The following is a 25,556-nucleotide window of genomic DNA, read 5'->3' as shown; positions in this document are numbered from 1 at the left end:
TTCTCAGTGTTTTTAGTTAAAAGTAATGCCCCGGCCCATTTTTCCGAATATAATGAACCGGGGCATAACAAACTTATGAATTAAATCTTAATTGACAGGCTTGACAGAAACTGCAAAACCGCCGCTTCTCGCCATTTTGAAATTCAATTTAGATTTGCTGGTGATCTGTTTTTTGTAGATGTTATAGCTTTGAGGATTATCAATATAATCTGCATCTTTTCCATCTTCATAAACGGTTACCTCATACTTTTTTCCTTTGTCCAGGAAAGAGAAATCTACGGTGTAATCGCGTTTATTTTCATCGGTAATCCCTCCTACAAACCAGTTGTCTGTACCTTTTGCTTTTCTGGCCGTCACTACATAATCGCCTGGTTCTGCAGATAAAATCTTAGTATCGTCCCAATCTGCCGCAACATCTTTGATGAACTGGAATGCATCCATGTGCTTTTTGTAGTTTTCAGGAAGGTCTGCCGCCATCTGAAGAGGCATATACATGGTAACATACAAGGCAAGCTGTTTTACAAGGGTTGTTTTTACGAAACGCTTATCTCCGGGGAAGTAATAATCCAGTTTTGTCTGGAAAATTCCCGGCGTATAGTCCATAGAGCCACCCATCCATCTTGTGAACGGAAGAACGGTCTGGTGATCCGGCTTATTTCCGCCAAATGCTTCATACTCGGTTCCTCTTGCTGCTTCTGCTGAAATATAGTTCGGGTAAGTACGGCTTTCTCCTGTAGGACGCACGGATTCGTGAGAATTGACCATAATTTTATAGTCATTTGCTTTTTCAGCAATTCTGTAGAAATGGTTGATCGTCCATTGGGAATAGTGATGTTCTCCTCTTGGAATAATATCTCCTACATATCCTGTCTTAACTGCATCATAACCATACTTATTCATCAATTGGAAAGCTTTATCTGACCATCTTTCATAATTGGTTGCAGAACCTGAAGTTTCATGGTGCATGATAAGCTTAATTCCTTTTGAATGGGCATAATCATTAAGCATTTTGATATCAAAATCCGGATACGGAGTGATGAAATCGAAAACAAATTCTTTTGAGTGTCCAAACCAGTCTTCCCAACCGATGTTCCACCCTTCAATCAACAGTCCCTGGAATCCGTTTTCAGCTGCAAAATCGATATATTCCTTAACTTTTGTATTGTTGGCCGCATGTTTTCCATTCGGTGTCAGTTTTGAGAAATCTGTTTTGTCCAGATGTACGTTTTCAGCTGTAGAATAGGCCCACTGGGATTTTCCGATGATCATTTCCCACCATACACCCATGTATTTTGTAGGGTGAATGTAAGAAGTGTCGGTATATTTTGTAGGCTCATTAAGATTGAAGATCATTTTGGAAGCCATCACTTCTTCTGCTTTCGGGGAAACAATAATGGTTCTCCATGGCGTTACCGAAGGAGTTTGAATATATCCTTTCGCTCCTTGTCTGTCAGCTGTAAGATGGGTTTTGAACTTAAAATTCTGAGCATCTACCTCAAGATGGGAAGCCGGGTAATCTAAAACCGCTGCTTCTGCAACATTGACGTATAGGGGCTCTTTTCCTTCTTTTTTAAGCATCAACGGAGACTGTACCGCGTTTTTCACCAACGACTGTGAAGCGTTGGCATCGAAAGCTTTATCCCATTGGGACGGAATCTCAGAAATTTTTGTTTCCTGATACTGGTATTCCTGGGAGTCATAATCTGCCACGATCCACCAGGCTTTCATATCTGTAGGAAAATCTATTTCGGAATCTTCTTCCCTGATTACAAAATAATTCAGGTTTTTCTGCTGTGGGAATTCATATCTGAATCCTAATCCATCATTGAACAGTCTAAACTTTACAACGATACTTCTGTTTGTAGAAGTCTGGTCAAGGGTAACCGCAAGTTCGTTGTAATTGTTGATATAATTTTTCTTTTCACCCAGAACCGGCTTCCATGTTTCGTTTTTAGAATCACGTTTTTCATCTGTTTTCGTGAAGCCATTGTTCAGATCAAATTTAGCATCTTCCGCTTTAGCAATTTCGGACGCAAATTTGATGGCTGTGTCTTTAAATAATCTTAATCCTAATTTGGAATCTTCTACCACTACAGCACCATTATATTTCAGATTATAGTAAGGTACTCCCTGTTTCAGCTGGAAATTCATTTCAAACTTTCCATCCGGTGATTTTAAAGATTGTGCATTAACACCCGCGAACATCATTGAGAGCAACATCGCTCCAACTGTAATTTTCTTCATAATGATTATTTATAAACTTTAAAAATAGATAAAGTGCTGCGGTAAAGCAACACTTTATCAAATTATTTTGTATGTTTTACAATTTGGTAACAGTTAGCTTATAAAACGCTGAATTATGTAAATCCAGTTCAATTTTATAGTTACCTGCTTCGGATACTTTGTAATTAGGATCACCGTCTACTGTATTTTCAGCACTGAAATAAGATTGTACAGCCTTTCCTGAAATCAGCGTCTCATCATCTTTTTTAGGCTGGAATTTCATTGCCCAGTCGTCATTTGCTCTAAATTTGAATACTCCGGTATTATTTAAAGCAATGGAGTTAATTACATAAGTTTTAGTAGCCGGATTGTATACAAAATTTGTATCTGATCCCCATCCCGTAGGTGTGGCATCCCCGATCACTCCGAAGTTTGCCAAAACGGAAGAATAGGTATTTGCCGCCCAGTCAACTTTAATATAATATGTTCCTATTACAGGTGCTTTTATGTTGGCTCCATCTCCAACCAGCTTTCCTGTATTAGTCCCGTCATCACCTTTATTTCCCGGCCAGTCCTGGTTCACAGTAAATTTGTACTGTCCATTTTCACCTGCTAGATCACTGATTAGGATAAATCCTCTGTATTTATCGTTCTTTTCCGGCGAAAATAAGTTAGGTGAATTAGCTGGATTCCAAGTTGCATAACCTGCTGCTCCGGCATATCCGCCAGGTACATTAATTTTAGGATATACCAAATCCGGGTTTGGAGTATAGGGTGTTACTTTAATAGCTACAACATTTGAATAGAAAGCTGCTGATCCTACAGATGTTTTCAATCTTGCCTCAATATCATTTACGGCGTCCGCTGTTGCACCAATACTGAACATTGCAGCATTCATTGCAGCGTGAGTAATAGCACCTGAGGTAGCATCATTGGCGAAATCAACAGTAGCACTTTTTTTAAAATTACTTCCTTTAATTCCAAGCTCTATCTGCTGAGTGGAAACTACAGCGATATTAAATGTGGGTTTTGTCCATGTAAAATTGATTACAGCATCATTGGCAGTAAGTTCATTAAGAATTATTGCACTTTTATCTGCAGATAGTTTGCCTGTGGTTGTTTCATTAATTACTGCCTGATCTTCATCTTTTTCACAGGAAATAACCAGAAAACCAATAAAGGCTATGGCTAATAATCTAAATATTTGTTTCATTTTATAGTGTTTTTAATTAATATCCAGGGTTCTGAATTAAATTTGGATTTGCAATGATATCTTTAGCAGGAATCGGATAAAGATTTCTGTAGTCTTCTACACTCTTTCCATCTTTAACACCTCCTTTCCATGGCCATACATATGAGCCGGTAGTGAACTTACCGTAACGAATAAGGTCTGTTCTCCTTGTCATTTCCCAACCTAATTCTCTTCCTCTTTCATCCAATATATAATCTGTATTAATTGATGCTACTGCTGGTGCCCCTGCACGTGTTCTTAATGCATTCACATACGTAAGCGCCGTAGCAGCATTACCTCCGCTTCCACCTCTTAAAGTAGCTTCCGCATACATTAAATATACGTCAGCCAATCGGAATATCGGAATATCCGTATCACAGAAATTTCCTGAAGCATCAGATCCTGGAACTCCACCACTTGTCAGGTTTTTGAATTTAATAAATCCATACCCATCGGTAAATACTCCCAGATCATTAATTTCTAAATTCTGCCCTGCAGTATAAAAATTACCTCTCTGGTCAGAAGTTGATCCTGAGAATAGGTTTACGTAAGATTTTGTAGTTCTTAAACCACCCCATCCTCCACTAACCCCGAAGTCAGAAGCAGGCATACTTCCCCCAATTCCTGCATGGATCAGGTAAGTTGTACCACCTGATGTCTGAATATGAACTCCGTCAAATGCAATAGGGAAAATAACTTCAGGATTATTTTTATCATTGTCAGCAAGAAATAAGTCTTTATATTTAGGTTTTAATGAATATCCTGCCTGTATAATCTTATTGCAATAAGTAATACAATCTGCATAGTGATTTGAACCGTTATACACATTTGAATTCAGATATAAACGAGCTAAAAGGGCCCATGCTGCAGCCTTATCCGCTCTACCATATGCATTTGCTTTAGGATCTTTCAGCTCTCCAGCCACTGCAAGCAGTTCACTTTCAACATAATTAAAAAGTTCTGCACGGGTAATTCTCTTAGGCGGATTTACTGATCCTGGCAAATAGCTCTCGTCTACAAAAGGAACGTTTCCAAAAAGATCTAATGCATAATAGTATGATAAGGCACGTAAATATCTTACTTCAGCCCTCATATATTTAGCTTCTGTTAAATTAGCGCCTGTAATATTATTTGCTGCTAATTTTTCATCAGTTACGTTTCTCAAGAATTCATTACTTGTAGCAATTTGTGTAAAAAGTCTGTAGTAAGCTCCTTCTACAAATTCGCTGGAAGAATCCCAAGTCATTTTATGAATGGTTTGAAGTGTTCCATCATTCCATGCAATTACCGCTTCATCAGTAGATAGTGTCTGCAAAGTATATATTACTCTGGTATATTGTGAAAAGTTTCCATCAATACCATTAATATCTGAATTTCCACCATTGGCCGACTGCCCTCCATTGGCAAAACCACCGTATATTTTCGCTAAGGCCATCGGATAGTTTCCAAAATCAGCAAAAACGCTGGCTGAGGTAACATCCGTAATTGGTACTTGTTCTAAATCATTGACACAAGAAGTTACAGTCAAAATACTTACTAAAGCTGCAACTGCTATTATATTTGTTTTAAATCGTCTCATTTTAATTAAAATTGAAAGTTAAATCCTAATGAATATACTTTTGGCATCTGATAATATCCATTATCGATATTTCCGAATACTTCAGGGTCTATTCCTGAATATTTAGTAATTACAAACACGTTTTGAAGCATTGCATAAACTCTGATATTACTTCCTTTATAAAATACATCCTTAAAATTGTATCCGGCATTAACATTATCGAGTCTCAGGAAAGACGCATTCTCAACAAAGATGTCTGAGAAATATTGTGGGCTTGAAAATCTATAGTCTGCTGTAGAAGAATATACATTCTGTAAATAGTTATTGGTTGTTAATGACTGGATAGAGCTATTTGATGCAGCATTATTATATACATAATTTCCAAGTACAGCTCTTGCGCTTAAACCAATATCCCAATTCTTATGAGAGAATTTGGTATTAAACCCAATAATAGCATCTGGCTGTGTTGATTTATAATAATATCTATCGTTAACATCAATTTTACCATCAGCATTTCTATCTACATATGCTCCGTCGACAGGTTTCCCACTGGTGTCATATACCTGTTGAAATACATAGAAAGCATTGGGCTGAAGTCCTACAGTGTGAGCCTGAATAGTATTATTCACACCACCATCAATTCCTCCTACAAGAATTCTATAGGTTGAATCTGCTCCATTAATCAGTTTTGTAATTTTAGATTTATAGTGTGTTGCATTAAATGAAACTTCCCAAGTCGTATTTTCTTTTTTGATTGGAACCACTGTAACAGATCCCTCTATCCCTTTTGTCTGCATATTACCCACATTCAATAGGTTATGATTGCTTAAATCACCTGCTGCAATCGGAGAATCTACAATTAGATCTTTTGTGTCTTTTTGGTAAACATCAATGGAACCGGTGATTCTGTTTTTTGCAAAACCAAAATCAAGACCTGCATTCTTAGTTGTGGTTATCTCCCAACCCAAATTTGGATTATAAATTTCTGGTCTCATCATGTAGAAGAACTGATCTCCAAATTGATACTGAGCACCATCTGAACTTAAATTATAAGCAGCATAAGACGGATAGTTTCTTGGCTTATTAGTATCTAAGGTAGGTAGTTCCTGCTGACCTGTTTTCCCCCAACCTGCTCTTAGTTTTAAAACATTGACACCTGTATCTTTCAGGAAGTTTTCTTCGTTAATTTTCCAAGCAACAGATACCCCCGGAAAATTCCCCCAAACATTGCTTGTGCCACCGTTATAGAATCTTGAAGACCCATCCCTTCTGATGGAAGCTGATACAATATATTTATTAGCTATTGTAAAAATACCTCTTCCATAAAATGATAACAAGATATAATTTGTTTCAAAATTATTGGTAGAGGTATTCTGACCTCTTCCTTTGAATGTCGTTGATCCGGGAATGATTGTACGGAAGCCTTGATATGCATATCCTGCAGTAAGATCGACAGAAGTAGAGATTGCAGTTATCGTTTTTAAGTAATTAAAATACGTTTCCAGCAACTTATTCTTCTTCTCCATAGTATATTCATTGAATGTTCCTAAATCACTCATCCCTGGTCTATAAAAAGGGCTTACAGTTTTTGCACCATTACTCTTAGAATAATCATAACCAGCATTTACGTTAAAGTGTAAATCCGGTAAAAAATGGAATTTATAATCTAACTGAATATTTCCTAAACCTCTCCAAACAGATGACACATCACGGATACCGTATAGAAGCCCCAATGGGTTAGAGGTTCCATTTACATTCAGACCTGTTACCTGGTTATTAGGGTCTGTCCATTCATAATAACCTCCATAGTTTGAGTTTCCTGAATATACCGGTTGAGTTGGATCAAAATAAGTGGCAGCTTTAATAGCTCCTCCATCAGAGAATCTGTTATCAGTAAACGTTCCTTTTGCATTAACATTAACCGCTAAATGATTATCAAAAAATTTCGGATTTAAATTTATTCCTACAGAAGTTCTCCTAAATGAATTTGTTCTTACGATACCATTTTGGTCATTATATCCAATTGACAACCGGTAAGGCAACCATTTAACACCCCCGGAAAGAGCCAAGTTATTATCTGTTCCCCAGGCTTTCTGATAAATCTGATTCTGCCAGTTTGTATTGGCTGTTCCCAGTCGGGAGGCATTTACTGCAACAGCAGGATTGGTCTGCGCCATTTCATTCACGAATGATCTATATTCGTCCGCATTGAGAACATCAACATTCCCCATTTTTGTAGAAACAGAGGCCATTGTGGAAAAATTAACTTTAAATTTTCCAGCAGTTCCCTTTTTAGTTGTAACCAGGATTACCCCATTAGAAGCCCTATTACCATAAATGGCCGTAGCAGAAGCATCTTTTAAAATATCAAACGTTTCAATATCATTCGGGTTAATTAATGACAATGGATCTGAAGCACCATTCACTCCTGTAAAGTCCTGCGGAACCCCGTCAATAACAATTAATGGAGAGTTCTCACCATTTAAAGATGATGTCCCTCTTATCCTTATTTTAGTACCCGAACCCGGAGCACCACTGTTGTTAGTAATCTGTACACCAGGCGTTTTCCCCTGGATAAGCTGCCCTGCAGAGGTTGCACCTCCGTTGAAGTCTTTCGCTGTAACTGATGTGATGGATCCTGTAAGATCAGATTTCTTCTGCTTTCCATATCCGATCAATACAACTTCTTCAATCTTTTTTTCTTTGGTTAAAGAGTCCTGCGCATGCATTATTGAACTGGCCAATAAAAAAGCAGGAGCTATTTTTAATACCGTTGTAAAATTTTTCACAATATCGTTTTTTTTAGTTTCGTTTTTCTTAATAAGGCTGTACTACCAGCCTTGCAATTTATAAAAAAATTAGAATTATCATAAGATTATTGAAAATTTAGATAATTTTATGTAAATTGCTTGTCTATTCAAAAACCAAGCATCTGTTTTTCATAACATTACGTTAACATATGCATTGCATAATATATTGGCCTAATTAACAAAAAGTTAAACGCTTGTTTAACTAAATGTAATATTTCAGCTTTCAAATTGGGCTTAAAAACTTATTATAACCGAATATTAGGCGGTTTCGTGAGATAATCATTATCTTTGCAGTTAAACTTTACTATAAATGTCAAACAGAAAGATGATTACGGCAGCTTTGCCTTATGCAAACGGACCGGTTCATATAGGACATTTGGCAGGTGTATATATTCCTGCGGATGTCTACGCAAGATTTCAGAGAAGATTGGGAAAAGATGTAGCGTTTATCTGCGGGTCGGATGAGCATGGAATTCCTATTACCATCAGAGCTAAAAAAGAAGGAGTAACGCCTCAGGATATCGTAGACAAGTATCATGAAATCATCAAAAAGTCTTTTTCAGATCTGGGAATTTCTTTTGATGAATATTCCAGAACGACTTCGAAAAAGCATTACGAAACCAGCCAGGATTTCTTTAAAGTTCTTTATGAAAAAGGGAAATTTACGGAAGAGATTTCTGAGCAGTATTTTGATGAGCAGGCCGGAGAATTCCTTGCAGACCGCTATATTGTAGGTACCTGTCCAAACTGTGGAAATGAGAATGCTTACGGAGACCAATGTGAAAAATGTGGTTCTACCCTTTCTCCTTCAGAACTGATCAATCCGAAATCCATGTTGAGCGGAAACGTTCCGGTTCTTAAAGAAACAAAGAACTGGTATCTTCCTTTAAATGAATATGAGGACTTTTTAAACGAATGGATCATAGAAGGCCATAAAGACGACTGGAAACCGAATGTTTACGGCCAGGTTAAATCATGGTTAAATGATGGTCTGAAGCCGCGAGCTATGACCAGAGACCTGAACTGGGGAGTTCCTGTTCCGCTTCCAAATGCAGAAGGGAAAGTTCTTTACGTTTGGTTTGATGCCCCTATCGGATATATTTCTTTTACAAAAGAATGGGCGGAGAAAAACGGTAAGGACTGGAAAGATTACTGGCAAAATGAAAACAGTGATCTGGTTCATTTTATCGGAAAGGATAATATTGTGTTCCACTGTATTATTTTCCCATCAATGATGAAGGCCCACGGCGATTATATTATGCCGAAAAATGTTCCTGCTTTTGAATTCTTAAACCTTGAGAATGATAAAATCTCAACTTCAAGAAACTGGGCAGTATGGGCTCATGAATATGTGGAAGAATTCCCGGGACAGCAGGATGTTTTAAGATATGCGCTTCTATCATCTGCTCCGGAAACAAAGGATAATAATTTTACATGGAAGGATTTCCAGACTAAAAATAATTCTGAACTGGTAGGAATTTTCGGGAACTTTATCAATAGAGTTGCTGTACTGATCCATAAATATTATGACGGCATTGTTCCTCAGGGAGATGTAAATAGTCCAGAATTAAAAGAAATCAACAAAACAGCTAAAGAAATTTCAGGATTCCTTGAAAATTATGAATTCAGAAATGCCTTAACTGCTTTAATGAATCTTGCCCGTTTCGGAAACCAATACCTTCAGAATGAAGAGCCTTGGAAAACCATTAAGGATAGTCCTGAAAAAGCAGCACAGTCGTTATTTGTAGGAGCTCAGCTGGCTGTTGCCCTGGCACAGTTATGTGAGCCTTTCATGCCTTTCAGCTCTGAAAAGCTTTTAACCATGTTCAATGCTGAACAGGTAAACTGGAGTGATGTTGAAACCAAATCTGTTTTAATAGAAACAGGTCATAAGATCAATGAAGCATCTCTTCTTTTCTCAAAAATTGAAGACAGTGTCATCGAAGCCCAGATTGAAAAGCTGGAGCAGACCAAACAAAACAATAAAAAAACAAACCCTAACGCCAACCCTATGAAAGAAGAGATTTCTTTTGATGATTTTGCCAAAATAGACCTTAGAACAGCTACCATTTTAGAAGCTGAAAAAGTGGAAAAAGCAGATAAACTATTGAAATTCAAAGTAGATACAGGGGTTGATATCAGAACAGTGGTTTCTGGTGTGGCAGAAAGCTTTACACCGGAAGAACTGATCGGAAAACAGGTAATGATCCTGTTGAATCTGGCACCAAGAAAGATCAGAGGTATTGAATCCCAGGGGATGTTCTTATTAACGACAAAACCTGATGGAAAATTATCTTTCGTAACACCGGATGACAGTAGTGTAGAAAACGGTATTGAGATAGGATAATCAATATTTAAGATAAAGTAAAAGACACATGAAAAATCATGTGTCTTTTTTATTTTGTTTCTGGTCATTGCGAGCAAAGCGAAGCAATCTCTTAAATAAAGCTTAAACTTAATGATCTTAAAAGCTTAATGCTAACCTTAATCGTTTAAAAATAAAACCATTAAGAAAAGTTTAGCTATTAAGAGTATTAAGAGATTGCTTCGCTTTGCTCGCAATGACATTTAAGCTTTTACTTTTTAGTCAGTTTGGCAAGATAAGAATCTTCATCCTGCATTATTTTTTCTATCTTAAAGCCGTTATTTTCTGCAGCATTCTTCAAAGTAGTAAAATCGAGATACAGCCATTTGATCGGGTTTTCCGATTCTCCTTTATAATGAACAATATAATCCAGTTCACCATAATAGCCGCCTGCCGGAATATAAACGCCACCATCATCATCCCGGTCGAACATATAGAGAATATCCGTACTGTCGATCAGGATTTGTCCGTTATCATTCAATAAAGAATGTAGTTTTTTAAGGTAAATATCAATTGCTCCTAAGCTTTGAAAAATTCCTGTTCCATTCATCAGGAGCAGAACGGTATCAAAAGTTTCTCCTGAAAAATCCAGCATATTTTCGCATACTACCTTTTTGATTCCCCGAAGTTTACAAACTTCAATAGACTTTGGCGAAATATCCAGTGCCAACACATCAAGATTTCTTTCATTCTGAAGATACAAAGTATGGGAGCCTGCTCCTGCACCAATGTCCAGAGTTTTTCCCTGCGCCAGATCCAGTGCTTTCTGCTCAATATCATTCATGTCTTCAAATTCCCTGAAAAGATAATCCACCGGAAGTTCATCCAGTTCTGAGATTGAAGTTTCTGTCTGCAAATCCTCCGGATTTTCGTTATGAAAATAATCCCAGATTGCTTTGCCCATTAAATCTTTCATTGCTGTCTTTAAAAGCTACAAAGATAGGAGTTTCCGGGCGAAGGGTCAAGAGGTTCGGGGTTCGGATTTCGGGATGCGGATTGCAAGTTGTGTGATTCGTGGTTTGAGGTACGGGGCGTGAGATGCATATAAGTTACTACCATTTGCTTTTATAACAATTATAACAAGATTCACCATTCACCTGCAAAGCAAATTCACCATTCACTTAACATCTGACTAAAAACTAAAATTCAGAACATTCATTAAAACTGTTACAAAACTTTAAACCCGAAACCTGAAACCTGAAACCTGAAACACGAAACTCAAAACCCTCTACCCCATCGAATCCTTCTCCTTATGCCTATCCTTTTCCGATTCGTTTTCTGCCACACCGGCTTTCCAGTAGGAATAGGCATTCAGTTCTTTTGCGGTCCAGTTTTTTTCTTTTCTGAGATAGGTGCGGATTTCTTTAACGCTTGAAAACTCTGCTGCAATATAACCGAATTTAGTAGTCTCCGGGATAGCAATCCTTTTTACCGTATCAGCCAATTCACTGCTGATATGGGGTGTTGCATTATGGAGCCATATGAATTCAATATCAGCTTTGGTTTTAAGGATTTGTTCATCTTCTTTTCCGTGAACTTCGATAATGCAGACTCCTTTTGCAGTCTCAGGAAGTGTTTCCAGCATAGCTCCCAGAACAGGAATTGCTGTAGCATCCCCGGCAAAGAGGTACCATTCAGCTTCCGGGTATAATTCCTTGGGTTCTGTCCGCATCATGATGCCTAATTTAGCACCCGCTTCAGATGTTCTTGCCCATTTTGATGCAGGACCGCCATCTCCATGGTCTACAAAATCAATGATCAGTATATTTTTCTCAGGATCAATTCCCCTGTGGGTATAAGTTCTTACTGACGGAGCTATTTCCTTTGGCGGATAAACCCATTGCCGGTTTTCATCCAGGGTAGGAAAATGAACCTCATCTAAATCTGTTGGAGGAATGGCAATTTTATTATTATCACCAACAGTGGTATTTTTAAACAAATGAGCTTCCGGTGAATATAGATATACCCTGATATAATGGTCAGTAATATATTCTTTTCTTATCATTTCGGCTACAATCCGGCCTGTTGAAATCCTTGACATCTATTTTAATTTAATTCTTACAAATTTAATTTTATTTTGTCTAAATAAAAACAATAACATTAAAAAAAGTAAAGCCCCACTATAAAAATATAGCAGAGCTTTACCAGTGAAAAACAAGGTATCTTTAAACCGCAGGTCCTGCTGCGTCTTTTATTTCTTCTAATAGTTTTTTTCTTTCCCGAAGCCTTCTTCTTGCGATAACAGACTTACCGCTAAGAACCCTGATAAATCTTAAATAATGAAATCTTTCTCTTCCGAAATGATGGGTAATGATATACAGCAACACCCCAAAGCCTGCTAAAATAATATATCCAAAAATCTTTTTACCAGATACAATAATGGCATTCAACTGAAGTGTTTTCATATTGGCTGCCAAAGTTTGAGGGGTAACCGTCATTCCATCAATATAAACTGCAAGATCTCCCACAGCCGTTACCTGGAAACGGTACTGGAACCACGAATATAATGCAGAGAAAAAACCTACTGCCAGAAACGTTCTCCATACCAGCACCAGCCCGATTGCTGCCAGCATATCATCCATTTCAAGCTTATCGAGGGTATAGAACCATACCGAAATGAAGAGTGAACACATTCCATATCCTTTTAAAAACATCGGCAGGTACCAGTTCTCATAATTGAATTCCAAAACCATGGAAAAATACATGATGATCGCATATCCCATCATCGCCGAGAATCCTGAAAAAATAAACATTTTCAATGGTATTTCTCTCTTAAACCAAAATACAGCAACAGCTCCTGCCAGAATAATCCCGGGAATCATCAGTATACTCAAACCGGCATTCGTTTTTTGGTCATATCCCAGCACTCCTACCGCAAAAGTATTCTGAATCGAGGTTGTTCCCAAGAACATTCCCAGCCACAACAGCATAAAAAGACCATGCTGTACGTTATTTTGCTTAAATATTTTGAAGGACAGATAAGGTCTTTTTAAAGTAAACTGGCGGACCACCAGCAAAGCAAAGCTTACAAAAGCAGCAATACTCGCATTCAGTATATTCTTTGAATTCCACCAATCCTGCTGTTTCCCGAATGAAAAAACATAAGCAGAAAACATAAACGTCGAAACGAAAAGTATAATACTCATCCAATCGATATAATGTAACGGAACTTTTAAGGCAAAATATTTATCGTGCATAAAGATCCAGTGGATCAAAGCGAGTATAAAACATAATACGGCGGCAATAATGTAAAAATGCTGCCAGTTGTAATTAATGGAAACTACCACTGCATAATAGGCTGCCACCTGGTTCATCACCAAAACAAAGGTATAGAACAGCCCGTAAAACATTCCTCTGTTTCCGATCATCGCCATTAACGGAAGAAACAGCTCAATGGTCACCATCATTTTTAGAAAGCCTATAAACAGAGCAGTGAATACGAAGATCATAGGCTGCATTGTAGTACCGTTAATATAGCTAAGCAACCCTAAAAGCACCAGCAAAACTGTCATTTTGTCCCTTACCTTGAATCTCATCTTCAATCTGAGAACAATGGGCATACAGGCTCCCATTCCTATAGTGGTAGCGTAATTAGCCCACATAAAATATTCCGTCATGGCTCCGGTACCACTTACCAGATAACTGATATTTCCGGTATACACTCCACCAAGCGGCATCACTACAGCCAGTAACAGCACAATGAGCAGCAGCTGCACGGGTTTGGGCACCCAATCATGATATAATCCTTTGTTGTACATTTTATTAGATATTAAGTTAGAGGATGGAAGCTAGAAGATGGAAGTCTCTCTTTTTCAGTATACTTCTATATTCCAAATAAGTAATGATATGCTATTTGAAAGATCATAAACTTAGAGAAAGGCCGGACGTTTTTTCTTCTCTATTAACTTCCATCTTCTGACTACCGGCTTCCCTTCTAAAATCTTCAATCCTAATTAATATTCACATTCATATTCATTCCCGCGCTCAGCTTATCCAGGTCTTCTTTTCTGTTGGAAGCACTGAATTCTATTCTTACAGGAATTCTCTGCTGAACTTTGATAAAATTACCGGTGGAATTATCTGTAGGAACACTGGAATATTTCGAACCCGTTGCAGCGGAAATTGCAGTTACCACTCCTTCAAATTTCTTTCCGCCTAAAGCATCGGCAGTCATTGTTATTTTCTCTCCTATTTTAATATTCGGCATCTGGCTTTCCAGAAAGTTAGCCGTTACCCATTTCTGCCCGTTCAGAACAATTGTTGCTACCTGCTGTCCCGGTTGGATCAGCTGCCCTTCAGAGATTGTTCTACGGCCCATAATTCCGTCATACGGAGCTGTAATGACTGTATAAGAAAGATTGATCTTTGCCATATCCAATGCTGCTTTCGTCCTTTTGATCTCTGCATCATTGATTCCCAATTTACTTTTAACTTCAGTCGTAGAAAGGTTGGCCGACTGCTTTTGGTTGATCAGCGTCTCGTATGCCGCTTTCTGCGCATCATATTCGGTTTTGATCTGATCGTACTGCTGTCTGGTAACAGCTTCTGCGGCCAGAAGGTTTTTATACCGGGTTAAATTCTGCTCGGCATTCCATAATCTTGCTTTTGCTCCTGCGATATTGGATTCCATCACACTTACATTATTGGAAACTGTATTGACGGATGAGCTTGTTGCCGATCTCTGAGCCAAAGCATTCTGATAAGCAGCTTCCGCCTGGCCCAATTGGGTTAATAATTCATTTTTGTCCAGAATAACCAGTGTATCTCCTTTTTTAACCTGCTGGTGCTCGATGAATTTTATCTCTTTAATATAAGCTGAAACCCTTGTATTGATCGGGTTGATGAATTCCTCCACCTGGGCTGCTTCCGTATAGGTTTTGTCCCCTATGTGAAAATATTCGCGGACCAGCCAGAAAAGCCCGAATCCTATCAGCAGAAATACCACAATATTAGAAATGATAGCTCTGATCTTATTTTTTTTGTTCTGTTTCTTTTTCACTGCTGCTCCTGACTGTGCGGGAGCGGCCTGAGTATTTTGAGTGGTTTGTTCCTTGTTTTCCATTATCTTGATTTTCAGTTTTAAAATTAAAGTGTTCCTGCAGCTTTCAACAGGTTATAGTATTGATAGAGCACATTGATTTCCGCGTTGGCAAAATCCAGCTCAGCCTGAAGCTTCTGGTTCTGTGCATCAATCATTTCAGCCTGTACGGCCAATTGGTTTAAATATTTAGCTTCCGTGATCTTGTAGTTTTCCTCTGCCAGCCTTTTTGAATCATTCAGAATGTCTGCCTGCTGGATAGATTCCTGGTATTTTACATAAGCTGCATTCACTGCCATATCCACGTTCTGCTGTATCAAGGTTACGGCATCTCCTGCCTGCGTTTTTTGCAATTCACCAAGCTTTACTTTCTCTTTTGTCTTGTATAAATTATCAATATTATAACTCAAAGAAACACCTGCCTGCCAGCCTCCGGAATACATATCCAGAACCGGATTTCTTGTTGTAATGGGGCGCTGCAAATTATACCCTCCAAACCCGGAAAGTGTCGGTAACTGATCCGTTTTAATGATTTCTATATTTTTATCAGCTACATCAATGTTTTTCTTTGCCGATTTCAACTGTGGATTGCTGTTATGAGCAAGATCCATATAGTAATCCATTCCTATTCCCGATTCTTTATTCTCTAAGCTTTCAACAGGAATAATTTTTGTCCCCGAAGGAAGCCCCAAAGCAATATTTAAATTGTAATTAAGGATTTTTTTATTATTCGCCAGGGTCAGGATTCCCTGATCAAGATTTTTAATGGCCAGTTCTCCCCGGATAACCTCATTACGGGTCACCATCCCCTGCTGATAAAACTTCTGAACATTTTTCAGACGTTCCTGAGCCAGTTTTTTATTATTCTGAAAAACGGTTTCCTGATTGAATATTTTATAGACATCCAGATAATTGGAAATCACAAGGAATTTTACATCCTGCTTGTTTTTTTCCAGATCCAGCTCAGAAAGCTGCTCCCGAAGTCCGGCCATCTCGATGGATTTATTCACCAGACCTCCTTTGAAAATCAGCTGGGTTGCCTGTACAGCATACGAGCTTCCGTAGTGAGGCATCGGGATATTGGTTGAATTCGAAAAATCTTTATCAATCGCCACAGCATTCCCTAAATAAAACTGGCTTGTAGAAGCTGTAATATTGGGAAGCTTTTGAAGTTTTGCAATGTTGGTATTTTGTTTTGCGATGTCAATATTCTGCGCAGCCACTTTTAGCTGCTGGTGGTTTTTCACCGCCAAATCTGCGGCTTCACCTGCAGTCATCTCTTTGATCTGCTGAGAAAAAAACAGCGCAGGGAATACACCTATCACAAGTGACAGTACTGTTTTTATATTATTTATCATTTTACCTTGTTTTACGAAGGCAAAGTTACGGCAGCAAAAAAGTCAATCAAATGTTTGAATTTTGGAAAAAGATGTTCAAATGTAATATTTTAGTTTTCGAACTGATGTCTGTACTGTCTGGGGCTTATTTCAAGATGTTTTTTGAAAAAGTGGGAAAATGCGTATTGATCACTAAAGCCAAGAATGGAAGAAATCTCCGAAACGGGTTTATTGGAAGAGTTTAAAAGCACTTTTGCTTCATTCATTACAATTAAGGCTATAATCTGGCTGGCCGATTTTCCGGTAATGGATTTCACGACTGAGGAAAGATGTCTGGTTGTAATGGATTGCCGTTCGGCATAGAACTCAACGGTTCTTTCTGTGAGATGATGCTCTGCGAGATCTGTAAGAAATACAAAAACAATTTCTTCCTGCCTGGACATCTGGTTCATGGAATTAGTATCTTCTTTAGAAATAATTCCTGCCATCTGATAGCAGAAAACAGAGAAAAGATGCTCCACCATTTCTTTTTTATATAGCATTTCTGTATCTGAATCAAGAATATATTTCAAAAAGTTCACGCTTTTCCAGACCACCTCCATTTCATTTTCAGGAAAAGGAACGCCTTTATTCATCTGCTGGCGGAAATAACGGTAGGTAATGAGTCTGTTGAACTTCAAAGATAATGCAGAAATAAAGTCTCTTTTGTAAGAAACCATCCTGGACTGGAAATCGCCGCTTACGGAAACCATTTCATAAATCGTCTGCGGATCGGTAACCATAAACATATTAGCGGAAAGCTCCAGATCGCTGAAATGCTGGCGGAGCTTTATACTCCCCGATTTAATAAAAATAAAAGCAGGATTATCCGGACGGAAAGGTTTATCCGCAGAAATTCTCTCGAAAATATTGTGCTGGGTAAAAATCTCAACACCGAATTTTTCTAAGGCTGACATAAGACAAATGTAACCATTATATTCCGTGATTACAACGTTTTAATCTTCCAGGGAATAAACGGCAAAGCTTGCCAGCCAGTGATCTCCACCATAATTCCCCTGAAATAAAAGAGGAAGTCCGTTGGCCAAGAATACATCAGCAGTTTTCTTAAATTCTTTCTTTAAAGGATGCTCATTTGGAAGTGCTTTTGATATGCCTTTCATGCACCATGCTTTGGAAAAGGACAATCCTACAAGGTGAACGGTTTGATAGTCGCTAAGATCACTTACTACAGGGATTTTTTCAATATTCTCCAGGCTTCTTTTTTCATAGAAACTGTTCAGCCAAAGCACGAATTCCTTTTGGGGAAGCACTCTTCTCATCAGATCGGCAATTTCAAGGCTTGGCGAGAAGAAATCCGTTCCATCAGGTTCCAGGTAGGCCGGGGTTTTCTGATCTTTTCCATAAAAGTATTTTGCTTTTTCTTTCAGCTGGATCTCAAATTCTTTGTCATTATTGGCAACCGCCCAATCAATCGCGAAAGCCAGCCCAAATGCAGTATTCGGATGAACGCCGGTTCTGTTCGGGTAGGTTTGCTTCGGAAGGTAAGCTTTCCATGATTTTAAGATCTGAGCGGTAAGAGGTTTTAAATTCTCATGCCAGATTTTAGCTTTCGGATGATTCCAGGTAGTCAGTTCTTCGTCAAGTTTTAAGAGCCAGGCCCACCCATATGTTCTTTCAAAAGTGGCTGTCAGTTCATATTTATTAAAATAGTCAGCTTCAGCCTGTAAATTTTCTTTGCTTAATGAGTTGTCAAGAATCTTTTCAAGGTCTTTTGCATTGGCCAGATCCGGTTTCGTTTTCAGCAGTCTTACCAGCATCCAGTGACCGTGAACGGAACTGTGCCAGTCGAAACAGCCATAAAAGCTTGGGTGCAGATCTTTTGGAGTTAAAGTAACTTCTCCTGCGTTGTTGATGATGTGTGCCGTTTTATTGGGATATTCCTGATTGATGCAATGAAGTGGTTTTTCCAATAATTTAACTGCCATCTCATCGGTCAGTTTAGGGACTTCCTGTGCGTAGATCAGAAATGGAGAAAACACAATTGCTAAAAGACTTTTTTTCATTCATTAAAAATAAAAAATAATTTAGATTTTAGTTTGTTTTTTAAACTATTGAATAATAATTAATCTTAATCAATTTTATGAAAATATTATGAATTTGAAACAAAATAAACATTTAAGCATAATTTTTGATAATGTTCATTAAAAAAAATACCATGAGAAAATTATTTCTTCCTTTATTTATAATCCTTTTAATGTCCGGATGTAAGAAATCTGAGCTGGAAGCTGTAAACGCTTCTCCGGCTGTTGCTGAATATGATGTAAAAGCTCCTCCATCCTCAAAAGAAGTTTATCAAATGGCTCCTTCCAGCTCCATTTCTGAAAAATCAGAAACAGTAAATAAATCTGCCCAAGCTTCTGTAGCCCCTAAAAAAGCTGACACTATCTCCAAAAAGATTATTAAAAATGGTAATATGAAAATCCAGGTGGGAGACATAAAAAAAGCCCAGAATCAGGTGAGAGATATTCTGAATAAGAATAATGCTTATATTCAAACTGAGCAATTCCAAAACACTGACATGGATGATAATCTGGATCTTGTCATCCGGGTTCCGCATAAAAACTTTGATGCGTTGGTGAATTCGTTTTCTGATGGAGTAGGCTCTGTACTGTCCAAAAATATTTCATCTGATGATGTTACTGAAGAATATACCGATGTTTCTATTAAACTTGCCAATAAAAGGATCTATCTTGAAAAGTACCGTGATATGTTGAGAAGTGCTTCTACCACAAAAGATATGATTGAAATTCAGGAAAAAATCCGCGAACTGGAAGACGAAATTGACGTTGCTGAAGGAAGATTAAGATTCATAGATGACCGGGTGAATTACAGCACGCTTAACTTGAGTTTATACAAAGAAAAAGTAAGAAGCTCAGCTACTTCAAAAATTGGTTTCGGAAGCCGATTTGCAGATTCTGTAACTGAAGGATGGAACAGTTTTGTGACCTTTTTATTAGGAATTATTTCATTCTGGCCGTTCCTACTGATCATTCCTATTATTATCTTTTTGTGGAGAAAACGAAAAACAAGCAGAATAAAAAAATAGGTCTGCTTTTACCATAATAAAAATCCGGATACTGTTGGTATCCGGATTTTTACTGCATTATCAATAATTTAAGCATTGAAATATTCTTTAACTGTTTCAAGAACCTGCTCGTCCGACATTTTCTGTGCTGTATCCAACGTTATTTTAAGGTTTTTGAATTGAGCTGTATCATGAAGATAGTTTTTAAGCTCTTCCTGAATGGTTCCAGGGCCTGTAATATACACTTCCTGGGAGTTGGTAAGAAGATGCTCCACTTCTTTGAAGAATTTCACTTTATTGGTACGTTCGGCATTGTTGGCTGCATTTTCACTTGAGTTTCCATGCTGTATTTCTGCTTTTACAGGGCTACAAAGGAAAAATTTGAATGCATTCTGAGCATCGTGATTCTTTACTACAACTGCTTTTTCTGAATCGATCCAGATTCCTGCTAATTTTTTGTCTGACATAATTTATTTTTTTTGTGTTATGATCAGTATAAAACAAGAATGGTGCAAAGGGAACGTTAAGGGCTGTTAAATGTTTTTCAGGTGAAAGTTCTAGGTTAATAGTTTATTTTTATAAATCTCGCAGATTACGCAGATGTTTATGGCTAAAACAAGCTCAATAATACTCTTATATCTTAAATAAATTATAACGCAAACATCTGCGCAATCTGCAAAATCTGCGGGCACAAAAAAAAGAATCAGCAATACTACACTACATATCCAATTTGTAGTATAAAGATTTCTTCACCTACGGTTCGCAAGACAAGAAGTACTATTTTCCCAGTACGAAAACAGCGGGAATTTTGTGAAGCTCAGGCTTTGCTTTCTTCCAGTCATTAATGGTTTTTGTCTGGATAAATTCATGCTCCGGATCGTTGATATTGGCTGCAATACAAAGTTTTGTATTGGGAGAAAGGAATTTAGTAAGATCTTCAAAAAGCGGATTGTTTCTGTATGGAGTTTCCATGAAAATCTGGGAATAACCGGTTTGCTGCACCAGGCTTTCCAAACGCTGGATCTGTTTCTTTTTTTCGCCTTTATCTATTGGCAAATACCCATGAAAAGTGAATTCCTGACCATTAAAGCCACTTGATATCAGGGCAAGAATGATGGATGACGGCCCCGAAACAGGAACCACTCTGATATTTTTCTCATGGCACCATTTTACAATCAGGTTTCCGGGATCTGCAATGCATGGAAGTCCTGCTTCAGAAAGAAGACCGAAATCCTGTCCCTGCATCATCAGGTTCTGAGCTTCTTTAATATCAGCGTTTTCCGTGTATTTGTCTAATAAAAATAATTTCAGATCAGCCTGTTTCTTTTCAGGAGCAAAGAATTTAATAACTTTCCTGGCTGTTTTTTCATTTTCAACAAAAAAATAGTCAGTCTGCATGATATAATCTTTCAGAACAGGCGAAAAGTGATTGATAGAAGTATTTTCTGATAAATAGGCTGGGAGTAAAAAAAGCATTTTATTGTTTTTTAGTTCTTTCTTTTAATGAAGGCTGAGGGAAATATTCATTGAGGTCCATAGAAAAAGTAACTGAAGTAATTTTCCATTTTCCATGGATTTTCATCAGAGTCCAGATTTCTTTACCCCAATTTTCCATTTTCCCGTCATACCAAAAACTGTAGTCAAAATTGGCAGAGGCTACAGCTCCGTCTTCGATGATTTTGATATTGTCGAATTTTTCTTCAGATTTATTATCCTTAAAGCTTTTGATAAAGGCTTTATAATCATCTGTAAAATAGTATTCCGATTTAGGATTTTTTTCCAGACGTTTGGCCTGGGTTCTATCTTTATAAATTCCGGTCCAAAGCACAGGATCCTGAAATAAAGATACAAATTTGGCTTCATCCCTGGTTTTGATACACTGCATAAATTCATCCATTACTTTCCGGATTTCAGTTTCATCCTGAGTTTGGCCGAAAGAAAAATTGAAGCTCAGGAGGAGTGCAAGAATCAATGTTTTCATATTATGATAGAATTTGGTCTTTAATAGCATCGCAACCTTTATCCAGCAATTGAAAAACATCTTCAAAATCCTTCATATCTCCCCAATACGGATCGGGAACTTCAGCATTTTTGTGATCGCCTAAAGCCTCAAGAAATAACGATATCTTCTGGCGCTGTTCCTCATTTTCCGCCTTTGAAATCACACCTTCATACACGTCAATATCCATGCAGTAGATTTTATCAAAGGTTTCAAGATCCTTCTTTGTAATGGGTCTGGATTTTTGCCTGGAAATATCAATATGATGGTTAGCCGCAGTTTTTATTGCCCGTTTATCGGGATGTTCACCTTCATGCATAGAGATGGTCCCAACAGAATCCACAAAAAAACCTGCAGGAAGCTTTGTCTTCATAATGCCTTCTGCCAAAGGGCTTCTGCAAATATTTCCCAGACAGACCATCAGTATTTTCATAAAAGATTAAATGATTTTAATTATTAAAAGATTCTGTTATTAACAACAAAACTAAATAAAAAATGAAGAATACAGCTATTCTTCATTTCAATTTATTCAGATTAAATTATTTCTATTTCTTGATTCTCTCTGCAAGATCTTTAACGTACTTCTTGACTTCTTTGTCAATTTTCGATACGTCTTTAATAGTATCACAAGCATACATTACCGTTGAATGGTCTTTCCCGCCCATTTCTTCACCAATCTTTGTAAAGGTTGCATTGGTAAGCTCTTTTGAGAAATACATGGCCAACTGTCTGGGAAGGGCAATTTCTCTTTTCCTTGTTTTAGAAAGAAGCTGCTCTTTTTTGATTCCGAAATAATCGCATACCACTTCCTGAATGTAAGGAATATTGATCACTTTCTTCTGGTTGGCAGCAATCTTATTGATCGTATCTTTCAGTAATTCAAGACTTAAGTCTTTTCTATAAACGGTAGAGTAAGCAATTACAGAGTTGATTACCCCGATAAGTTCTCTTACATTGGTTTTTGCTTCCGCCGCAAGGAAATCAAGCATATCTCCCGGAAGAACGATTCCGTCTCTGCTTAATTTGTCTACAATAATCTGCCTTCTTGTGGAAAGATCCGGAGATTTGATTTCGGCAGAAAGTCCCCATTTGAAACGGGAAACGATTCTTTCCTGAATATCCATGATGTCTGCAGGAGCCTTATCCGAAGTAAGGATAATCTGCTTTCCGTTCTGGTGAAGATGATCAAAGATGTGGAAGAAGCTGTCCTGTGTGGCAGATTTACCGGACAGGAACTGAATATCATCAATGATTAAAACATCCACCATTTGGTAGAAATTGGCAAATTCTGTCTGCTTATGCGCTTTCGCTGCAGAGATAAACTGCTGAATGAATTTTTCAGATGAAAGATAAAGAACCACTTTATCCGGAAACTGATTTTTTACTTCAAGTCCTACAGCCTGCCCCAAGTGAGTCTTTCCCACTCCATACCCTCCGTGAAGGAATAATGGATTGAAGGCGGTTGCTCCCGGTCTCTTGGCTATTGATCTTGCTACCGTGGCAGCAAATTTATTACTTTCTCCTTCTATATAATTATCAAATGAATAATCAGATTTCAGGTTAGAATCAATGTTTACTTTTCTTATTCCCGGAACCACAAAAGGGTTTACAATATTGGCAGAGAATCCCTGTGGCATTGTTTCCTGCATTTTTGGGGTGGGAACGCTTTTCCCCTTCATATTCATGGTCACTGGCTTCTCCTCACCGGTTGGCCTGTTTTCCATAACTGAGTACCATAATTTCACTCCTTTTCCAAGATTTTTCTTCAGGGCAGCAGAAAGCAGGGACAGGTAATTATCCTCAATATATTCCTTGTAGAAATCGCTCGGCACTATAAGCGTAAGGTTATTGGCAACCAACGAAAGTGGCTGTACCTTATCGAATAGCATGTCGAAGGATTTTTCAAGCTTCTTAAGATCAGAATTGTCCTCAGCCGCGTTCAAATTATCCCGCATAAACTGAAGGCATTTCTGCCATATCATCATTAAATTTTCATCCATATTTATGCCCCGATTAAATCTTTGTTAGTACTTTTTTTAGAAGGAAGACAAAGGTCCAATTTTTTCTTTTTAAAAAAAAATATTGCAGGTATTGATTATTTAAAAATATATTTGTATGCGTAAATAAGGACTAAAAATGATACACACAACTCACTCAATAAGAGTACGTTACGGAGAAACAGACCCTATGAAATATGTGTACTACGGAAACTATGCACAATACTTCGAAATTGGCAGAGTGGAACTCTTCAGAAGCATAGGAATATCATACGATGAAATTGAAAACCAAGGAATTTGGCTTCCCGTTTCGGATTATAAAATTAAATACATCCGCCCCGCTCTGTATGATCAGAATCTGGAAATCCATACCTATGTAAAAAAATTACCGGGTGTAAGAATTGAATTTGAATATGAAATCTTCAATGAAGAAAAGATAAAGATCACGGAAGCCTCCACTACCCTTTTCTTTCTGGATGCGAAAACCAGCAAAATTATAAGATGTCCGGATTTTCTGATGAAGCTTATTGAAGAAAACTGGAACGATTAACACGTGGCAGATTATAGGTAGCAGATTACAGACCATCAGGCTGCCGATAGATACTGTATATAATCAATGAAGGAGGTGGTTATTTTTAAACTAATTTGCATCTTTGCACCTCTAAATATAAATTCAATAATCTACGTTTTAATACATCACTTATGAAGATTGCATTTTTGGGACCTCATGCCAGCTTTACACAGCTTGCCGCCACACAGCTTTTTCCCGGAGAAGAACTTTTACCACAGGCCAATATTCTGGACTGTTTTAACGCTGTAAATAGCGGAGAAGCTGAAAAAGCAGTTGTACCTTTGGAAAACTCTATTGAAGGCACGGTTTCTATGACGCTGGACTATCTGTATAAAACTCCTTCTATCAAAATTGAAGCGGAAGGGGTAATGCCGATTGCCCATCATCTGATGATCCATCCTGAGAACAATATGGAAGATATAGAAAAAATATATTCGCATCCACAGGCCTTAGCTCAAAGCTTCCATTTTCTGGACAGCCATTATAAGGAGATAACGAGACAGGATTTTTCTTCAACGGCTGCTGCAGCAAAATACGTTTCTGAGAATAAGGATTTAAAGATAGCCGCCGTAGCCAACCAGTTTGCCGCTAATTTATACGGATTGAAAATTGTCCAGAGAAATATTCAGGATTTTGAACAGAATCATACCCGTTTTATCGTTATTACCAAACAGCAATCTGAGTATCACAATACACATCTTGAAGTTTTAGGCGAAAAATCCGGTATGCTGATCAATCTTCCGGAGGATCATGCCGGCGGCCTTCACCAGGTGCTTTCCGTTTTTGCCTGGAGAAAAATGAATCTCAGCAAAATTGAATCCCGGACTTTGAAAACCGGGCTTGGCAATTACTTTTTCTTTATCAACGTCGTTGGAAAATGGGAAGAGATACTTCACGGGAACGCTCTTCTGGAGCTTAAATCGATTCATGCGGAAGTGGATTTCCTTGGAAATTATAAAGAATTCCTTCTCGAAAGTTAAAAAAATAACATATAAGAATTTAACACTGCTTTTACGGCAGTGTTTTTTTATTAAAATCAGTGACATCTTGACAGATTTAAATTCTGCCAAATCAGCAGCCTACACTGTCACAAAAAGTGACAATTTAAACAATTTTAAAAAAAATTAATTCATATAATGGAGATATATAAAAATAAATATTTACTTTTACCTCAACATTAATTTTAAAATAACAACACATAACCATATTACGAAATAATATACATTTAATATTTAAAATATATCTAAAAAATTCACATCATAACAAATATTTAATTGAATAAATGATAATAGAAGGCACGATTTTTGCATTCTTCATCAGGAAAACTAACTAAAAAACTTAC

General features: G+C 37.7%; 20 protein-coding genes. 4 read left to right on the top strand and 16 right to left on the bottom strand.

Annotated elements, in window-relative coordinates; genetic code table 11:
- Positions 1-87: 87 nt before the first annotated feature.
- From ACM40_RS15205 to ACM40_RS15190, 4 genes are all read right to left on the bottom strand, one after another.
- Positions 88-2,244, bottom strand: coding sequence for a glycoside hydrolase family 97 protein (locus tag ACM40_RS15205; RefSeq protein WP_048503586.1), 2,157 nt, complete (start codon positions 2,242-2,244; stop codon positions 88-90).
- Between the two features lie 76 nt (positions 2,245-2,320).
- Positions 2,321-3,436 carry a SusE domain-containing protein gene (locus ACM40_RS15200; protein WP_048503585.1) on the bottom strand — a complete coding sequence of 372 codons (1,116 nt, stop codon included), beginning with the start codon at positions 3,434-3,436 and terminating at the stop codon, positions 2,321-2,323.
- A gap of 16 nt (positions 3,437-3,452) precedes the next feature.
- Positions 3,453-5,033, bottom strand: a complete 1,581-nt coding sequence (locus ACM40_RS15195) for a RagB/SusD family nutrient uptake outer membrane protein (protein WP_048503584.1) — start codon at positions 5,031-5,033, stop codon at positions 3,453-3,455.
- A 5-nt stretch (positions 5,034-5,038) separates the two neighbouring features.
- Positions 5,039-7,801 (bottom strand): SusC/RagA family TonB-linked outer membrane protein, encoded by a 2,763-nt coding sequence (locus ACM40_RS15190; RefSeq protein ID WP_048503583.1) that lies wholly within the window; start codon positions 7,799-7,801, stop codon positions 5,039-5,041.
- 331 nt (positions 7,802-8,132) lie between these two features.
- On the opposite strand from ACM40_RS15190, the gene metG reads away from it, so the two are divergent.
- Positions 8,133-10,169, top strand: coding sequence for a methionine--tRNA ligase (metG, locus tag ACM40_RS15185; protein ID WP_048503582.1), 2,037 nt, complete (start codon positions 8,133-8,135; stop codon positions 10,167-10,169).
- Between the two features lie 229 nt (positions 10,170-10,398).
- Here metG and ACM40_RS15180 read toward each other — a convergent pair whose 3' ends face one another.
- The 7 genes from ACM40_RS15180 to ACM40_RS15150 all read right to left on the bottom strand — a co-directional run bounded on the left by ACM40_RS15180 (position 10,399) and on the right by ACM40_RS15150 (position 18,625).
- The gene (locus ACM40_RS15180) at positions 10,399-11,103 is read right to left on the bottom strand and encodes a class I SAM-dependent methyltransferase (protein WP_048503581.1); all 705 of its coding nucleotides are present in this window, start codon (positions 11,101-11,103) and stop codon (positions 10,399-10,401) included.
- A gap of 312 nt (positions 11,104-11,415) precedes the next feature.
- Complete coding sequence (locus ACM40_RS15175; RefSeq protein WP_048503580.1) at positions 11,416-12,228, bottom strand: siderophore-interacting protein; 813 nt, start codon at positions 12,226-12,228, stop codon at positions 11,416-11,418.
- A 124-nt stretch (positions 12,229-12,352) separates the two neighbouring features.
- On the bottom strand, positions 12,353-13,945 hold the full coding sequence (locus ACM40_RS15170) for a transporter (RefSeq protein WP_048503579.1): 1,593 nt from the start codon (positions 13,943-13,945) through the stop codon (positions 12,353-12,355).
- Positions 13,946-14,136: 191 nt separating this feature from the next.
- Positions 14,137-15,249 (bottom strand): HlyD family secretion protein, encoded by a 1,113-nt coding sequence (locus ACM40_RS15165; protein ID WP_048503578.1) that lies wholly within the window; start codon positions 15,247-15,249, stop codon positions 14,137-14,139.
- A gap of 23 nt (positions 15,250-15,272) precedes the next feature.
- Positions 15,273-16,583, bottom strand: a complete 1,311-nt coding sequence (locus ACM40_RS15160; RefSeq protein WP_048503577.1) for a TolC family protein — start codon at positions 16,581-16,583, stop codon at positions 15,273-15,275.
- An 89-nt stretch (positions 16,584-16,672) separates the two neighbouring features.
- A complete protein-coding gene (locus tag ACM40_RS15155) occupies positions 16,673-17,518 on the bottom strand; it encodes a helix-turn-helix domain-containing protein (protein WP_048503576.1) in 846 nt (281 codons plus the stop codon).
- A 39-nt stretch (positions 17,519-17,557) separates the two neighbouring features.
- Positions 17,558-18,625: a DUF2891 domain-containing protein gene (locus tag ACM40_RS15150; protein ID WP_048503575.1), complete on the bottom strand. Its 1,068-nt coding sequence runs from the start codon at positions 18,623-18,625 to the stop codon at positions 17,558-17,560.
- Positions 18,626-18,777: 152 nt separating this feature from the next.
- Here ACM40_RS15150 and ACM40_RS15145 point away from each other — a divergent pair, with 152 nt between their 5' ends.
- Positions 18,778-19,668, top strand: a complete 891-nt coding sequence (locus ACM40_RS15145; protein WP_048503792.1) for a DUF4349 domain-containing protein — start codon at positions 18,778-18,780, stop codon at positions 19,666-19,668.
- A gap of 68 nt (positions 19,669-19,736) precedes the next feature.
- Here the strand turns inward: ACM40_RS15145 and ACM40_RS15140 are convergent, their stop codons facing one another.
- The 5 genes from ACM40_RS15140 to dnaA all read right to left on the bottom strand — a co-directional run bounded on the left by ACM40_RS15140 (position 19,737) and on the right by dnaA (position 23,646).
- Positions 19,737-20,114: a hypothetical protein gene (locus ACM40_RS15140; protein ID WP_048503574.1), complete on the bottom strand. Its 378-nt coding sequence runs from the start codon at positions 20,112-20,114 to the stop codon at positions 19,737-19,739.
- Between the two features lie 310 nt (positions 20,115-20,424).
- Positions 20,425-21,123, bottom strand: coding sequence for an SAM-dependent methyltransferase (locus ACM40_RS15135; RefSeq protein WP_048503573.1), 699 nt, complete (start codon positions 21,121-21,123; stop codon positions 20,425-20,427).
- Between the two features lies 1 nt (position 21,124).
- Positions 21,125-21,628, bottom strand: a complete 504-nt coding sequence (locus tag ACM40_RS15130; RefSeq protein WP_048503791.1) for a nuclear transport factor 2 family protein — start codon at positions 21,626-21,628, stop codon at positions 21,125-21,127.
- A 1-nt stretch (position 21,629) separates the two neighbouring features.
- A complete protein-coding gene (locus ACM40_RS15125) occupies positions 21,630-22,079 on the bottom strand; it encodes a low molecular weight protein-tyrosine-phosphatase (protein ID WP_048503572.1) in 450 nt (149 codons plus the stop codon).
- Positions 22,080-22,191: 112 nt separating this feature from the next.
- Positions 22,192-23,646, bottom strand: a complete 1,455-nt coding sequence (gene dnaA, locus ACM40_RS15120; RefSeq protein WP_048503571.1) for a chromosomal replication initiator protein DnaA — start codon at positions 23,644-23,646, stop codon at positions 22,192-22,194.
- A gap of 136 nt (positions 23,647-23,782) precedes the next feature.
- On the opposite strand from dnaA, the gene ACM40_RS15115 reads away from it, so the two are divergent.
- Both ACM40_RS15115 and pheA read left to right on the top strand, forming a co-directional pair.
- Positions 23,783-24,193, top strand: a complete 411-nt coding sequence (locus ACM40_RS15115) for an acyl-CoA thioesterase (protein ID WP_048503570.1) — start codon at positions 23,783-23,785, stop codon at positions 24,191-24,193.
- Positions 24,194-24,345: 152 nt separating this feature from the next.
- Entirely contained in the window at positions 24,346-25,194 is an 849-nt protein-coding gene (gene pheA, locus ACM40_RS15110; protein ID WP_048503569.1) for a prephenate dehydratase, read from the top strand.
- Positions 25,195-25,556 lie beyond the last annotated feature (362 nt).

This window comes from Chryseobacterium sp. BLS98 (genome assembly GCF_001045445.1).
Classification (GTDB): domain Bacteria; phylum Bacteroidota; class Bacteroidia; order Flavobacteriales; family Weeksellaceae; genus Chryseobacterium.
The sequence above is the reverse complement of the archived record's forward strand: the minus strand, read 5'-3'. Positions and strand labels throughout refer to the sequence as shown.

What these genes read in the sequence shown, in the direction of transcription:
- ACM40_RS15205 (WP_048503586.1), bottom strand. Translation starts at nt 2,244, where the DNA reads ATGAAGAAAATTACAGTTGGAGCGATGTTGCTCTCAATGATGTTCGCG.
- ACM40_RS15200 (WP_048503585.1), bottom strand. Translation starts at nt 3,436, where the DNA reads ATGAAACAAATATTTAGATTATTAGCCATAGCCTTTATTGGTTTTCTG.
- ACM40_RS15150 (WP_048503575.1), bottom strand. Translation starts at nt 18,625, where the DNA reads ATGAAAAAAAGTCTTTTAGCAATTGTGTTTTCTCCATTTCTGATCTAC.
- ACM40_RS15140 (WP_048503574.1), bottom strand. Translation starts at nt 20,114, where the DNA reads ATGTCAGACAAAAAATTAGCAGGAATCTGGATCGATTCAGAAAAAGCA.
- dnaA (WP_048503571.1), bottom strand. Translation starts at nt 23,646, where the DNA reads ATGGATGAAAATTTAATGATGATATGGCAGAAATGCCTTCAGTTTATG.
- ACM40_RS15170 (WP_048503579.1), bottom strand. Translation starts at nt 13,945, where the DNA reads ATGTACAACAAAGGATTATATCATGATTGGGTGCCCAAACCCGTGCAG.
- ACM40_RS15155 (WP_048503576.1), bottom strand. Translation starts at nt 17,518, where the DNA reads ATGTCAGCCTTAGAAAAATTCGGTGTTGAGATTTTTACCCAGCACAAT.
- ACM40_RS15165 (WP_048503578.1), bottom strand. Translation starts at nt 15,249, where the DNA reads ATGGAAAACAAGGAACAAACCACTCAAAATACTCAGGCCGCTCCCGCA.
- ACM40_RS15160 (WP_048503577.1), bottom strand. Translation starts at nt 16,583, where the DNA reads ATGATAAATAATATAAAAACAGTACTGTCACTTGTGATAGGTGTATTC.
- ACM40_RS15145 (WP_048503792.1), top strand. Translation starts at nt 18,778, where the DNA reads ATGAGAAAATTATTTCTTCCTTTATTTATAATCCTTTTAATGTCCGGA.
- ACM40_RS15130 (WP_048503791.1), bottom strand. Translation starts at nt 21,628, where the DNA reads ATGAAAACATTGATTCTTGCACTCCTCCTGAGCTTCAATTTTTCTTTC.
- pheA (WP_048503569.1), top strand. Translation starts at nt 24,346, where the DNA reads ATGAAGATTGCATTTTTGGGACCTCATGCCAGCTTTACACAGCTTGCC.
- ACM40_RS15175 (WP_048503580.1), bottom strand. Translation starts at nt 12,228, where the DNA reads ATGTCAAGGATTTCAACAGGCCGGATTGTAGCCGAAATGATAAGAAAA.
- ACM40_RS15135 (WP_048503573.1), bottom strand. Translation starts at nt 21,123, where the DNA reads ATGCTTTTTTTACTCCCAGCCTATTTATCAGAAAATACTTCTATCAAT.
- ACM40_RS15115 (WP_048503570.1), top strand. Translation starts at nt 23,783, where the DNA reads ATGATACACACAACTCACTCAATAAGAGTACGTTACGGAGAAACAGAC.
- ACM40_RS15195 (WP_048503584.1), bottom strand. Translation starts at nt 5,033, where the DNA reads ATGAGACGATTTAAAACAAATATAATAGCAGTTGCAGCTTTAGTAAGT.
- ACM40_RS15180 (WP_048503581.1), bottom strand. Translation starts at nt 11,103, where the DNA reads ATGAAAGATTTAATGGGCAAAGCAATCTGGGATTATTTTCATAACGAA.
- metG (WP_048503582.1), top strand. Translation starts at nt 8,133, where the DNA reads ATGTCAAACAGAAAGATGATTACGGCAGCTTTGCCTTATGCAAACGGA.
- ACM40_RS15125 (WP_048503572.1), bottom strand. Translation starts at nt 22,079, where the DNA reads ATGAAAATACTGATGGTCTGTCTGGGAAATATTTGCAGAAGCCCTTTG.